General features: G+C 65.2%; 12 protein-coding genes. 9 read left to right on the top strand and 3 right to left on the bottom strand.

Going from position 1 to position 14,147, the window contains the following annotated elements:
- Nucleotides 1-33: 33 nt before the first annotated feature.
- On the bottom strand, nt 34-993 hold the full coding sequence (locus DNX69_RS24890) for a lysylphosphatidylglycerol synthase transmembrane domain-containing protein (RefSeq protein WP_110788688.1): 960 nt from the start codon (nt 991-993) through the stop codon (nt 34-36).
- Between the two features lie 183 nt (nt 994-1,176).
- Between DNX69_RS24890 and DNX69_RS24885 the strand changes: the two genes are divergently transcribed.
- The 4 genes from DNX69_RS24885 (at nt 1,177) to murJ (ending at nt 6,220) form a co-directional block, all read left to right on the top strand.
- On the top strand, nt 1,177-2,166 hold the full coding sequence (locus tag DNX69_RS24885) for an NAD-dependent epimerase/dehydratase family protein (protein WP_110788687.1): 990 nt from the start codon (nt 1,177-1,179) through the stop codon (nt 2,164-2,166).
- A gap of 141 nt (nt 2,167-2,307) precedes the next feature.
- Nucleotides 2,308-3,303 (top strand): Gfo/Idh/MocA family protein, encoded by a 996-nt coding sequence (locus DNX69_RS24880; protein WP_110788686.1) that lies wholly within the window; start codon nt 2,308-2,310, stop codon nt 3,301-3,303.
- Between the two features lie 57 nt (nt 3,304-3,360).
- Nucleotides 3,361-4,512, top strand: a complete 1,152-nt coding sequence (locus DNX69_RS24875) for a DegT/DnrJ/EryC1/StrS family aminotransferase (protein WP_110788685.1) — start codon at nt 3,361-3,363, stop codon at nt 4,510-4,512.
- A 178-nt stretch (nt 4,513-4,690) separates the two neighbouring features.
- Entirely contained in the window at nt 4,691-6,220 is a 1,530-nt protein-coding gene (gene murJ / locus DNX69_RS24870) for a murein biosynthesis integral membrane protein MurJ (protein WP_110788684.1), read from the top strand.
- On the opposite strand, the gene DNX69_RS24865 is transcribed toward murJ, so the two are convergent.
- A complete protein-coding gene (locus DNX69_RS24865; protein ID WP_110788683.1) occupies nt 6,221-8,026 on the bottom strand; it encodes a carbamoyltransferase family protein in 1,806 nt (601 codons plus the stop codon).
- Between the two features lie 421 nt (nt 8,027-8,447).
- On the opposite strand from DNX69_RS24865, the gene DNX69_RS24860 reads away from it, so the two are divergent.
- From DNX69_RS24860 to DNX69_RS24845, 4 genes are all read left to right on the top strand, one after another.
- Nucleotides 8,448-8,735, top strand: a complete 288-nt coding sequence (locus DNX69_RS24860; RefSeq protein ID WP_110788682.1) for a hypothetical protein — start codon at nt 8,448-8,450, stop codon at nt 8,733-8,735.
- Nucleotides 8,736-9,034: 299 nt separating this feature from the next.
- A complete protein-coding gene (locus tag DNX69_RS24855) occupies nt 9,035-11,356 on the top strand; it encodes a xanthine dehydrogenase family protein molybdopterin-binding subunit (RefSeq protein ID WP_110788681.1) in 2,322 nt (773 codons plus the stop codon).
- 118 nt (nt 11,357-11,474) lie between these two features.
- On the top strand, nt 11,475-11,924 hold the full coding sequence (locus DNX69_RS24850; protein WP_110788680.1) for a c-type cytochrome: 450 nt from the start codon (nt 11,475-11,477) through the stop codon (nt 11,922-11,924).
- A gap of 39 nt (nt 11,925-11,963) precedes the next feature.
- On the top strand, nt 11,964-12,893 hold the full coding sequence (locus DNX69_RS24845) for a cytochrome c (RefSeq protein ID WP_110788679.1): 930 nt from the start codon (nt 11,964-11,966) through the stop codon (nt 12,891-12,893).
- 7 nt (nt 12,894-12,900) lie between these two features.
- On the opposite strand, the gene DNX69_RS24840 is transcribed toward DNX69_RS24845, so the two are convergent.
- Nucleotides 12,901-13,146 (bottom strand): Lrp/AsnC ligand binding domain-containing protein, encoded by a 246-nt coding sequence (locus DNX69_RS24840; RefSeq protein ID WP_110788678.1) that lies wholly within the window; start codon nt 13,144-13,146, stop codon nt 12,901-12,903.
- A 138-nt stretch (nt 13,147-13,284) separates the two neighbouring features.
- Here DNX69_RS24840 and thiD point away from each other — a divergent pair, with 138 nt between their 5' ends.
- Nucleotides 13,285-14,085, top strand: a complete 801-nt coding sequence (gene thiD / locus DNX69_RS24835; protein WP_110788677.1) for a bifunctional hydroxymethylpyrimidine kinase/phosphomethylpyrimidine kinase — start codon at nt 13,285-13,287, stop codon at nt 14,083-14,085.
- The last annotated feature ends 62 nt before the right edge of the window (nt 14,086-14,147 follow it).

The following is a 14,147-nucleotide window of genomic DNA, read 5'->3' as shown; positions in this document are numbered from 1 at the left end:
AGACACGCGCTGCCCTCTGCAAGTCGCATCGAGCTACTCCGGAACCTCGATGGGGGCGTCGCCTTTCGCGGCCTTCTCGGCGCTTAGAATCCAGATCAGTCCGCCGATACCGCCGACGACGAAATAAACAGCGCCGAACAGCAGCGACACAGCGACACCGTCACCGGGGTTGAGACCGGCGTAACCGAACGCCAATCCCATGCTGGCTTCGCGAACGCCCCAGCCGGCGATCGAAATCGGGATCATCGTGATCAGCATGATCGGGGGCACGAGTTCGAGCAGCTGCACGAAACTGGTCGGCGCTTCGATGGCTCGTGCCACGCACCATGCAATCACCACCGCGAGGATCGTGATGACCAGGGAGGTGATGATCAGAATCAGGGCACTTTTCGGGTCCGAGAGCACCTTCACGGCGACCTCGGAGCAGGCGCGCATGTGACGGGTTGCCCAAATCCGATCCAGCAGGCCAAACCGCAAGAAAGGCAAAGCTAGGAATACGATACCGGCACCAAGTGCAGCGAAATCCAGCAGCATCAGGCCGAGCCGTCCGTCCGCGTCGTCGATCAAGCGGAGCGTCCACGGTAGCGTTACGAAGATCATCGCCGACAACGCAATCAGACCCATCGCGCGATCGACGAACACCGAATAGGTCGCGGCACGCCAGCCAGCGCCGGCCCGGGCCAGCAGCCAGACGCGAACCGCGTCGCCGCCGATCGCAGACGGCAATGTCTGATTGAAAAACGCGCCGATCATCGTGTACCGCATCGATCGCGCCGTCGTCAGCGGCGCCTCGCAACATTCACCGATCGCCCGCCAGCGCACGGCGTTGACGTACAGTTGGAAGATCGTCGATCCGACAGCGAGCGCCAGCCAGCCCAAGCTCGTCGCGTCGATCCGCGCAGCGAGGGCGGCAAAGTCGGCCTTGCGCAACGCGAAGTACAGCAGCGCCGCCGAAACCAGAATCTTGGCCGCTGAGAACAGAATCCGGCGCATGGGGGATCGCAAAACAGAGGTCAACAGATCGTCAAGAACGAGCGATACGGCCCGGCCGCCGCGAAAGCCGCCGCCTTGGTAGGGACTTGCGCCTAATCTGGCAATAGCGTCTTGGCTCCCCTTGCTGCTGGGGTAGCCGGCTGGCTAAACAGGCGCGCATCGGATCGCGAGGGGTGGGAACAGATGGCAGACACAGCGGTCATGGTCACGGGCGCAGCAGGCTTCATCGGCTATCATGTCGCCCGGGCGCTGCTGGACGCGGGACGCACGGTCGTCGGCCTCGATAGCCTCAACCACTATTATGATCCGGCCCTGAAGCAGGCCCGGCTCGATCTGCTGGCACCGTATCCAGGTTTCAGCTTTGTTCGTGCCGATCTGTCCGACCGGACGGCGATTGCGGACCTGTTCGCAAAACACCGCTTTCCGGTCGTGATCCACCTCGCTGCCCAGGCTGGGGTCCGGCATTCGCTCAGCCATCCGCACGATTATGTCGACAGCAATCTCGAGGGCTTCCTCAACGTGCTGGAAGGGTGCCGGCACAATGGTTGCGAGCATTTGATCTATGCGTCGTCGTCGTCGGTCTATGGCGCCAACACCAAGCTGCCGTTCGCGGTGGACGATCCGACAGACCACCCGATCAGCCTGTATGCGGCGACCAAGAAGGCCAACGAGCTGATGGCGCACTGCTACAGCCATCTGTACCGGCTACCGACCACCGGCCTGCGCTTCTTCACCATCTATGGCCCGTGGTACCGACCTGACATGGCGCTGTATTTGTTCGCCAGGGCGATCACCGAGGGCCGTCCGATCAAGCTGTTCAATCATGGCCAGATGCAGCGGGATTTCACCTATATCGACGATGTCACGCAGGTGGTGTCGCGGCTGATCGATCTGGTTCCGCCTGGCCACGCTCGGGCGGCGGGGGCGCCTGCCCAAATCTACAATGTCGGCAATCACAGTCCGGAACAGCTGATGCACGTGGTGGCGCTGCTCGAGACCGAACTGGGGCGCCCGGCCATCAAGGAGATGCTGCCGATGCAGCCAGGGGATGTGCCGGCGACCTTTGCGGATGTGGACGGGCTGATGCGAGACGTCGGCTTTCGGCCCTCGACTCCGATCGCGGACGGAATCCGCGCCTTCGCCACCTGGTTTCGCAGCTACCACGGCGCATAGCTTCCTGCGTCTAATTCGCGTCTTGGTTGTTTGGTGTAATCAATTGAATCAAAACGTGTTTGGGAAAGTTTCCCGAACGTTCGCCACATCTGTGGCCGCATGGTAGGAAGCCGCACCTTCAATTTCCCAAGGCGCGATGCCATGACGTCCAGCACAGAACCGTCCAAAACTCCCTCGCTCCGAATCGGCGTGATTGGCGCTGGGGTGATGGGCACGAACCATGGGCGTGTGCTTGCTGGGCTACCGGGCGTTTCGCTGGTCGGGATCGTCGATCCGCTGCCCGAGCACCGCGACCGCGCGGTCGAGCTGATCGGCTGTAAGACCTTCGCAACGCTCGACGAATTGCTGCTGGCCGGGGTCGACGCGGTGACCATCGCGGCGCCCACGCATCTGCATCACGACGTGGCGCTGACCTGCATCGGTCGCGGTATCCATGTGTTGGTCGAAAAGCCGATCGCCTCGACGGTGGCCGAAGGCCGCGAGATCGTCGCCGCCGCCAAAAAGGCCGGCGTCACCTTGATGGTCGGCCATGTCGAACGCTTCAATCCGGCGGTCGCGGCGATCAAGCAGGCGATTCGCGACGAGGACATCCTGTCGATCGGCATCACCCGGGTCGGCCCGTTCCCGCCGCGGATGTCGAATGTCGGCGTGGTGATCGACCTCGCCGTCCACGACATCGACCTGATCCGCTGGTTCACCGACTCGGAAATCACCGAGGTGCAGCCGCAGCTCTCGAGCGCGATCGCCGAGCGCGAGGACATCGCGCTGCTGCAGTTCCGCACCGCTTCGGGCGTGCTCGCCCACATCAACACCAATTGGCTGACCCCGTTCAAGGCGCGCACCGTGACGGTCGCGACCCGCGGCAAATACGTGATGGGCGACCTCTTGACCCGTCAGGTCACCGAGTGCTTCGGCTTCAAGGCCGACGGCAGCTATTCGATGCGGCATCTGCCGGTCGGTCACGACGAGCCGCTGCGCGCCGAGCTGATCGCCTTCGTCAATGCGGTGAGCAGCAACGGCACTCCCGCCGTGACCGGCGAGGAGGGCGTCGCCAGCCTCGAAATCGCGATTCAGTGTCTCGATCAGCCCGCACGGCCCGCGGCGACCGCCGCTGCGCCCCGCCGCGCAGCCGGCTAGACCGAAAACGCCACCGATCTACAGCGTATTCCCGTCATCCGAACCCGGCAAGGCCCCATGAATCAGCATCTCCGCAACGACCCGGTGCCCTTCATCGATGTCGGCGCCCAGCGCCGCAGGTTGGGGGCCGGTATCGACGAGGCGGTCGGCAAGGTGCTGAACCACTGCCAGTTCCTCAACGGTCCGGAAGTGATCGAGCTGGAGGCCAAGCTCGCCGCTTTCGCCGGCGCCCGCCACGTCGTGACCTGCTCCAGCGGCACCGATGCGCTGTTGATGGTGCTGATGGCCAAGGGCATCGGCCCCGGCGACGCGGTGCTGTGTCCCTCGTTCACCTTCTGCGCGACTGGCGAGGCGGTGGCGCTGACCGGTGCGACGCCGCTGTTTGTCGATGTCGACGAGGTCACGTTCAACATCGACATCGCCTCGCTGAAGCGCGGCATCGGCACCGCCAAGAAGCTCGGCCTCAAGCCGCGCGCGATCATTCCAGTCGATCTGTTCGGCCAGGCCGCCGATCACACCGCGGTCGGCGCCGTTGCGGCGGATGAAGGGCTGTTCGTGCTCGACGACGCGGCGCAGGGCTTCGGCGCCAGCCACCGTGGCCAAAAGCTCGGCAGCTTCGGCCTCGCCACCGCCACCAGCTTCTTCCCGGCCAAGCCCCTCGGCTGCTTCGGCGACGGCGGCGCGATCTTCACCGACGATTCCGAGTTTGCCGAGGCACTCAAGAGCGTGCGCGTCCACGGCCAGGGCAGCGACAAATACGACAACGTCCGCCTCGGCCTCACCGGCCGGCTCGACACCATCCAGGCGGCGATCCTGCTGCAGAAGCTGGCGATCTTCGAAGACGAGATCGCCGCGCGCAACGTGGTGGCCGAGCGCTATTCGGCAGCGCTCGCCGATGTCGTGACGGTGCCGCGGCTTGCCGAGGACTGCACCTCGGTGTGGGCGCAGTACACCATCCGGCTGCCGCACGGTGTCGATCGCGACGGTTTTGCCGCGGCGCTGAAGGCGCAAGGCATCCCGACCGCGATCTACTATCCAAAGTCGATGCATCAGCAGACCGCGTATCGCGGTTTTCCGGTCGCCGACGGCGGCCTGCCGGTGTGCGAGCGGCTGTCGCGCGACGTCATCGCCCTGCCGATGCACGCTTATCTCGACGCGCCGACGCAGGATCGTGTGATCCAGGCCGTGCGCGGCGCGGTGGGGCGCTGAGCCTCCCCGTCATTCCGGGGCGCTCGCGATAGCGAGCGAACCCGGAATCTCTGCCTTCACCCCATCGGGATTCCGGGTTCGCGCCCCGACGGGCGCGCCCCGGAATGACTCCCCTGTGAGGGGACTGTAGCCAGCCATTCCTGTTTTGCGGTCTCGCCACTTCCTGTAGAAGCGGGCCATGCTCAAGCGCATTTTCACCGTCGGCGGCTTCACTTTGCTGTCGCGCCTGACTGGGTTTGCCCGCGACATCATGCTGGCGGCCATCCTCGGCGCCGGTCCGGTGGCGGATGCGTTCTTCGTCGCGTTGCGGCTGCCCAACCATTTCCGGGCGATCTTCGCCGAGGGTGCGTTCAACGCTGCCTTCGTCCCGGCCTATGCGCATGTCGGCGGCGAGAAGGGCGAGGCGTCGGCGAAGCTGTTCGCCGATCGCATCTTTACGCTGCTGTTCGTCTCGCAGCTCGTGCTGCTCGCGGTGGCGCTGGTGTTCATGCCGCAGGTGATCAGCATTCTGGCGCCGGGCTTTGCCCAGGAGCCGGAACAACGCTCGCTGGCGATCGAACTGACCCGGATCACCTTCCCGTATCTCTTGCTGATCACGCTGGTGACGCTGTATGGCGGCATCCTCAACGTGATGCAGCGCTTCGCGGCTGCCGCGGCGGCGTCGATCTTCCTCAACATCTCGATGATGGCGACGCTAGCGCTCGCCGCATTCTTCCCGACCGCCGGCCACGCCGCGGCGTGGGGTGTGCTGATCTCCGGCTTTCTGCAGTATTTCCTGCTCGCGGGCGACCTGTCGCTGCACGGCGGGCTGCCGCGGTTCGCGAGGCCAAGGCTCGACGAGGACGTTCGCGGATTTTTTCGCGCGCTGGGCCCGGCGACGATCGGCTCGATGGGCACCCAGATCGCGATGTTCGCCGATACCATCATCGCGACGTTTCTGCCCGTCGGCGCGCTGTCGGCGCTGTACTATGCCGACCGGCTGTACCAATTGCCGATCGGCGTCATCGGGATCGCGATCGGCACCGTGCTGCTGCCGGAGATGTCGCGGCAGCTCACGGCCGGTGACGATGCCGGCGCCAAGGCTTCGCAGCGCCGTGCCTTCGAGTTCGTGTTGTTGTTCTCGGTGCCGTTCGTCGCCGCGTTCCTCACCGTGCCGGACGTGATCATGCGCGCGCTGTTCGCGCGCGGCGCATTCTCCAGTGCCGACGCGCTGGCGGCCGGCGCGACGCTGGCGGCCTATACGGTGGCGCTGGTGCCGGCGGTGATGATCCGCAGCGCGGTGGCGCCGTTCTACGCCCGTAAAGACACCGCGACCCCGGTGAAGGCGTCGCTGATCGGCATCGGCGCCAATGTGGTGTTGAAATTCCTGCTGATGGCGCCGCTCGCGCAGGTCGGCCTCGCGCTCGCCACGGCGGCCGGCACCTGGATCAACCTGTTGCTGGTGATGTTCTTCTCGGTCCGCGCCGGCTACTTCGCGTTCGATCGCGAACTGGTGTGGGCGATCATCAAGTTCCTGCTGGTCGGCGTCGTGCTCGGCGCGGCACTGTGGCTGACGGCGCATTTCGCCGCGCCGTACCTCGCGCAACTACCGATGCTGCACAGCGAGGCGGCGCTGGCGCTGCTCATTGTGGTCGGCGCCGTAATCTACGGCGCCGCGATCCTGGTCCTGTTCGGTCCGCGCTGGATCAAGGCACTGCTGCGCGGCTGATCACGCCGCGGTGGTCGAGCGCACCAGGCTGGTGACGTCGGAATACACCTGCAGCACCGGATTGATGAAACGGTGCGCCTTGTTCTTCGACACGATGGTGTCGTGCATCACCAGATGATCGATGCCGGTGGTGAGGAAGCAGGCCATCGCGTCGCGCGGCGTCTCGACGATCGGCTCGCCTTTGATGTTGAACGAGGTGTTGACCAGCACCGGGACGCCGGTCAGTGCCTCGAACTCCTTGAGGATGTAATACAGGTCAGGCGCGGTCTCTTCGTCCACCGTCTGGACGCGGGCCGAGCCGTCGACGTGGACCACGGCCGGAATCTTGTCGCGCCAGGCCGGCGCCACCGGTTTGGCCATCAGCATGAACGGCGAGTCGCCCTTGCCCTCGAAGATCTCGTCGGCGCGCTCCTTCAGCACGATCGGCGCGAACGGGCGGAACGGCTGGCGGTGCTTCACCCGGCTGTTGAGGATGTCCTTCATCTCGGCTTTGCGTGGGTCGGCCAGCAGGCTGCGATGGCCGAGCGCGCGCGGGCCGAATTCGGAGCGGCTCTGGAACCAGCCGATCACCTTCTGGTCGGCGAGTAGCCGCGCGGTCTCCTTGTAGACTTCGCTGGAGCGGACGATGTTGATCTGCGGCTTGACGAAGAAACGCTGCGTCGCTTCCTCGACCTCGGCGTCCGAATACGGCCGGCCGATATAGGCGTGCTTCATTTCGAAGCCGCGCGGCTTCTGCTGGATCACCAGATGGCCGTAATAGGCACAGCCGATCGCGATGCCGTCGTCGCCGGCGGCCGGCTGGATCCACACGTTCTCGAAGCCGGCTTCGCGCGCGATCCGGCCATTGGCGACGCAGTTCAGCGCGACGCCGCCTGCGATGCACAGGTTCTTGGCCCCGGTGGTCTCGCGCAGCCAGCGCGCGCGCTCCAGCAGCACCCGCTCGGTGTCGTCTTGCACCCGCCAGGCGAGATCTTCCCAATGCCGCATCGACGGGTTGTCTTCCCACTTGCCGGGGCTGTCCATGATGTAGGGCTGGTTCAGTTCCGGCGTCCAGCGCGGCACGGTGAGCTCGTTGTTTTCGAACTGCAGCATCGGCGGGATCGCACCGGGTCGGCCGTAAGGCGCCAGCCCCATCAGCTCGCCGCATTTGTTCCAGTCGCCGAACACGTAGGTCGAGGCGCGGCTGTAATACGCGCCTAAGCCCGGCATGTTGTAGAACTCGTCGCTGAGGAAGCCGCGCTCCGGCTCCATCCACACCTTCTTCAGGCATTCCAACTTGGTGCCGCTGAATTTGTAGTAGCTCTCGGATTCGCGGGCGAGCGGCGAGGCGTCGTCGCCGGGGAAGGCTTCCTGGACGTCGGCCCGGTAGCTGCCGACGCCGTCGACGATCATCACGACGCCTTCCTCGAACGGGCACGGCGCGAACGCGCTGTAGGCATGCGCGAGGTGATGCGAGATCGTCGCCACCTTGTCGGTGTGATTGCGGAACAGCGGGTGCTTGCCGGCTTCGCCGCGCTCGTGCTCGGGCAGGAAGCCGGGCATGTCCTGGAAGATCAGCCGGTCTTCCATCTCCGGCACCGGCAGGATGTAGCAGTTGCGCACCACCAGATCGACGTCGGCCATGGTGATGCCTTCGGCGTCCAGGCAGTAGTCGATGACCTCCTTGTAGAAACCGGACGCGTGCTTCTCGCGGGTGATGCGCTCCTTGGCGATGCCGAAAGCGATCTCGCCGTCACGCAGCAGGCAGGCGCTGACGTCGTGGTCGTAGGTGTTGAGGCCGAGAATGTAGGTGTGCTGACGGGGCATGGGCTACTTTTCTGAAGGTGTGGCGTCACCGCGGACAAGGCGAAGGGCGTCTCTTCTGGCTGTCGGCTTGCAACGGAATGCGGTTCACTTGAATTGCAGTATAGCCTGCACGCGAAACTTGGACATGGCGAGGCACTCGCCTCGATATTGCGGCGCATCTGCGGATATCGTCGATGCCGCACTGCACGCGCAGCCGCGAATGCACCCTTCGCTCCGTCAAGGAACGACTCGTTCGGTTGCTCGTTGGAGTGCGTCGAGTCCAATCGCGGCTTGACCAAAACCGTAGCTTGATCATAAGCTTGACAGCAGGGGCCGATCAACGGGGGCGCATTGACCCCGTGCATTTGAACCGTCTTCCGCCACAACCTCACCAACAACGGGTACGACGGTGACCTGCTCAACGACCGGGAGAACAATCCATATGGCTCAAACTGCTTCCAAGGCCCGTAAGGGATGGACCACGCGCATTCTCGCCGCAGTCACGCTGACCGCAATCTACTGCTTCAGCCTCGTCGGCACGTCGGCGCTGTTCCTCACGGCCAGCACCAGCAAGGCCGAAGCCCAGCGGGGCCGTGGTCGCGGCCGTGGCCGTGGCTATTACGGCCGCGGACGTGGCCGGGGCTACTATCGCGGCCGTGGTCGCGGTTACTATCGCGGCTATGGCGGTTGCGTGTTCAACCCGGTGTATGGCCGGGTGATCTGCTACTGACGCCGTTTCGGTCGGGCGACAGCGCCCGATAGAAAAGAACCAAGGGTGCATCGGGCGACCGGTGCACCTTTTTTATTCTCGGCTTGTTATTTTTGGACCTGGTTGTTCTCGGTTGAGTAACGGTGCCGGGTGCCGCCGCCAGGTCAACTCAGGCCGCGCCCCGCCGCCGGACCTTGCGGCGCTTGGCCTCGAGCAGGTTCATATTTCGGTGTTCCATCGCGATCAGACGGCCGGCGTGTTTGCTCCGGTCATCGATCCGCTGCAAGATGACGCCAACTCGTATCGGAGGTCACGACCCTATGGCTCCAACCAAGTTGGCTCCCACGAAGTTCGGCGTTGGCCAGAGTGTGCTGCGCAAGGAGGACGATCCCCTGATTCGCGGCAAGGGGCGCTACACCGACGACTACGCGCCGCAATCATCAGTGCAGGCCCTGGTGCTGCGATCCCCACATGCACACGCTACCTTCGAGCTGGATGCCACCGCGGCGCGCGCATTGCCCGGTGTGCTGACGATCCTGACCGCGGACGACGTCGCGGACATCGGCGGGTTACCGTGTCTGTTCAACCTGCCGGACAAGCCATTCAAGAGCCCGGACTATCCGATCCTGGCGCGCGACGAGGTTCGCCATGTCGGCGATGCGATCGCGTTCGTGGTCGCCGATACGCTGGCTCATGCCCGTGATGCGCTGGAGGCGATCGAGGTGGAGTGGACGCCGCTGCCGGCGGCGATCGGCGCCGCCCATGCGGTGAAGCCCGGCGCGCCGCAGGTCTGGCCGGATCACGTCGGCAACGTGCTGTTTGATGCCGGGATCGGCGACAAGAAGGCGACCGAGGAGGCGTTTGCCAAAGCGCACGCGATTGCCGAGATCAGTATCGTCAATCCGCGCGTCGTCACCAACTATATGGAAACCCGTGCCGCGGTTTGTGAGTACGACGCCAAACACGATCACTTCACGCTGACGGTCGGCAGCCAGGGCAGCCATCGGCTGCGCGACATCCTGTGCCAGACTTTGCTGAAGATCCCGACCGACAAGATGCGGGTGATCTGTCCGGATGTCGGTGGCGGCTTCGGCACCAAGCTGTTTCCGTATCGCGAATACGCGCTGCTCGCGGTCGCCGCCAAGAAGCTGCGCAAGACCGTGAAGTGGACCGCCGACCGCGGTGATCACTTCGTCGGCGACTCGCAGGGGCGCGACAATGTCACCACCGCGCGGATGGCACTGGCCGAGGACGGCAGGTTTCTCGGCATGGACGTTGATCTGATCGCCGATCTCGGCGGTTATCTGTCGACGTTCGGCCCGTATGTCCCCTATGGCGGCGTCGGCATGCTGCCGGGGCTGTACGACATCCAGGCCTTCCACTGCCGCATCCGCACCGTGTTCACCCACACCGTCCCGGTCGATGCCTATCGTGGTGCCGGACGCCCCGAAGCGGCCTATGTGGTCGAACGTCTGGTCGACGCCTGCGCGCGCAAACTGTCGATGTCGCCGGATGCGATCCGGCGCAAGAACTTCATTCCGCCGCGCAAGTTCCCCTACACGACTGCGACCGGCAAAGTGTACGACTCCGGCGACTTCGCCGCGCATCTGAAGCGCGCCATGGAGATCGGCGACTGGAAGGAGTTCGGCAAGCGCGCCAAGGCGGCCAAGAAACAGGGGCTGGTACGCGGCATCGGCCTCGCCTCCTATGTCGAGGTCTGCGGCACCATGGGCGAGGAAACCGCCAAGGTGGTGCTGGATCCGGACGGCGACATCACCGTGCTGATCGGCACCCAGTCGAGCGGGCAGGGCCATCAGACCGCGTATGCGCAGATCGTCGCCGAGCAGTTCGGCGTGCCGCAGGAGCGGGTGCGGGTGGTGCAAGGCGACACCGACCGGATCGCCACCGGCCTCGGCACCGGCGGCTCGGCCTCGATCCCGTCCGGCGGCGTCAGCGTGCAGCGCGCCACCCATCAGCTCGGCGAGCAACTCCGCGACATCGCGGCCGATGCGCTGGAGACCAGCGCTGCCGACCTCGAAATCAGCGACGGCATGATCCGGATCGCCGGCACCGACCGTTCGATCTCGTTCACCGACCTCGCCAAGCGGCCCGGCGTCGATCCGGCCAAGCTGAACGCCAGCGCGACGTTTTCCAGCGCCGACGGCACTTTTCCGAACGGCACGCATCTGGTCGAGATCGAGCTCGATCCGGCGACCGGCAAGATCAGGATCGTCAACTACGTCATCGTCGATGATTTCGGCGTGACGCTGAACCCGCTGCTCCTCGCCGGCCAGGTTCATGGCGGCACCATTCAGGGCATCGGCCAGGCGTTGATGGAGCAGGCGGTCTACAACGCCGAGGATGGCCAGCTCGTCACCGGCTCGTTGATGGACTACGCGCTGCCGCGCGCAGCCGATGGCGCTCCGATCACGTTCGAGACTCACAACGTGCCGTGCGCCACCAACCCGATGGGCGTCAAAGGGGCTGGTGAGGCGGGCGCGATCGGCTCGTGTCCGGCGGTGATGAATGCGATCATCGATGCGCTGTGGCGAGAATACCGGATCGACCACATCGACATGCCGGCGACGCCGGAGCGGGTGTGGATGGCGATCCGAGAACACGAACGCCGCCACCGGCTTTAGGCCGGAAGGCGGGGAGGCGACAGACGAAGCGTCAGGATGCGGCACCAAGCCGCCCCTGTGATCAGCCGCGGAACTGGCGGCGCTCGACCAAGTTCAAACACCAGCGGGAGGAATGCCTATGTTGCGAACTGTGATCGTGGCCGGAGCCTTGGTGCTGACGGCGAGCGCCGTGATGGCGCAACAGGACGTGGTCGATAAGACCCAGAAGGTGATGAAGGACAACGGCCGGAACATGATGGTGCTCGGCGCCATGGTCAAGGGCGACAAGCCCTACGATCAGGCCGCGGTCGATGCGGCGCTGAAGCAGTTCGACGAAACCGCCAAGGAGCTGCCCAAGCTGTTTCCGGACAGCGCCAAGGGGCTGAAGCCGTTCGACAGCAAGTACAGCGCTTCGCCGAAGATCTGGACCGAGCGCGCCAAGTTCGATGCGGAGATCGCCGACTTCGCCAAGGCGGTCGACGGCGCCAAGGGCAAGATCAAGGATGTCGACACGCTGAAGGCGGCGATGCAGCCGATCGGCAAAGCCTGCGGCAGCTGCCATGAGACCTTCCGTCAGAAGGATGGTTAGCGCGCGCGGATAAGTGCGCCGCCGGCAGCGGAGATCGCCGTGGCCAGGACAATCGGAGCCGTGCTTCTAGTCGCGGCGCTCATCGGCGGCGCCGCCTTCTGGCTGCTGACGATGCCCGCCACTATATCGGCGGATCGGCTGCCGGCGCGTGCCGCCGATCTCGAGAACGGCCGCACCGTGTTCTACGCCGGCGGCTGCGCCGAATGCCACGCGACGCCCAAGCAGGACGATCGCACGCGGCTCGGCGGTGGGCTCGCGCTCAAATCTGAGTTCGGCACGTTCTACGTGCCGAACATCTCGCCTGATCCGAACGACGGCATCGGCAAATGGACCGAGGCCGAATTCGTCAGCGCGGTGATGCGCGGCACCGCCCCCGGCGGCGTGCATTTGTATCCGGCATTTCCATATCCGTCCTACGCGCACGCGCGGCTCGACGACGTCCGCGATCTGTTCGCCTACATCAAGACGCTGCCGGCGGTGGCCGGCCGGGCGCCGCCGAACGAGGTGCCGTTCCCGTTCAACATCCGCCGCGCGGTCGGGATGTGGAAGCTGCTGTTCTTCGACGACGCGACCTTCACGCCGGATCCGGCGCAATCGGCGCAGTGGAATCGCGGGGCGTATCTGGTGAACAGCTTCGGCCATTGTGCCGAGTGCCACAGCCCGCGCAATGCGCTCGGCGGCATCGTGGCGTCGCAGCGTTTCGCCGGCGGGCCCGATCCCGAAGGCAAGGGCTGGGTGCCGAACATCACCCAGAAGGGACTCGCCGATTGGAGCGCCGGCGACATCGCCTATTTCCTCGAAACCGGCATGACGCCGGAAGGCGACAGCGCCGGCGGTTCGATGGCGCAGGTGATCCGCAACACCTCGCAGCTCGGCAAGGCCGACCGCGAGGCGATCGCCGCCTACATCAAGTCGCTGCCGCCGGTGCAGGGGCCGGTCCGGCCGCCGCGCAAGGCCGAGGCCGGCTGATCGGCGATCACTTCGGGCCGAACGCCTTGAAAGTGATGATGGTGTGGGTGTCCTTGATGCCGGGCACGACCTGGACCTTTTCGGCGACGAAATGGCCGATGTCGGTCGAGCGGTCGACGTAGAACTTCACCAGCAGGTCGTAATCGCCGGCGGTGGAATAGATCTCCGAGGCGATCTCGGCTTCGGCGATCGCGTTGGCGACGGCATAGGACTGGCCGAGCTGGCATTTGATCTGAACGAAAAACGGCACCATCGCGGGTCTCTCCGGCAGCTTGATTTGCGCCATCAAGCCCAAAACACCCTGTCGGCGCAAGCTCTTGCCGCTGCGGTGCGGGCGCGCTACGACCGCGATAGGCTGCTGCGTCCGCAGCTTTGTCAATCGAGCACGTTGATGGCCATTCCGATCGCACTCACCATCGCCGGCTCCGACTCCGGAGGCGGCGCCGGCATTCAGGCCGATCTCAAATCGTTTTCCGCCAACCGCGTCTATGGTGCTTCGGTGATCACGGCGCTGACCGCGCAGAACACCCGCGGCGTCACCGCGATCCACGACGTGCCGGCCGAGTTCGTCACCGCGCAGATCGATGCGGTGTTCAGCGATCTCGCGGTCGCCGCCACCAAGATCGGCATGGTGGCACAGCGCAGCGTGATCGCCGCGATCGCCGAAGGGCTGGACCGCTGGCACGCCGCCAATGTCGTGCTCGATCCGGTGATGGTCGCGACCTCGGGGGATCGGCTGATCGCCGACGACTGCGTCGAGGCGCTGCGCTCGGCGCTGATCCCGCGCGCCCGGATCATCACGCCGAACCTGCCGGAAGCCGCCGCGCTGCTCGACGAAAAGCTCGCCGACGAGCCGGCCGCAATCGAAAGCCAGGGCCGGCGTCTGCTCGCGCTCGGCTGCGAAGCGGTGCTGATCAAAGGTGGCCACGGCACCGGGCCGACCAGCACCGATTACCTGTTTGTTGGAACCGAGGTGCAGGCGCTCGCCGCGCCGCGGATCATCACCGACAACACCCACGGCACCGGCTGCTCGCTGTCCTCCGCGATCGCCGCCAATCTCGCCAAAGGCCAGTCGTTGCAGGCCTCGGTGGCGGCGGCCAAGCAATGGGTGAGTGCCGCGATCGCCGCGGCGGATCGGTTGTCGGTCGGGCACGGTCACGGCCCGATCCATCATTTCCACGCCTTCGACTAAGGCCCAAACCGGGCGACCGTGCGTTGTCGTCCAGTCGTCGTACTCGGCTGATAATCCGAATT

Origin of the sequence: Rhodopseudomonas palustris, from assembly GCF_003226555.1 — a bacterium.
Lineage (GTDB): Bacteria > Pseudomonadota > Alphaproteobacteria > Rhizobiales > Xanthobacteraceae > Rhodopseudomonas > Rhodopseudomonas palustris_I.
The sequence above is the reverse complement of the archived record's forward strand: the minus strand, read 5'-3'. Positions and strand labels throughout refer to the sequence as shown.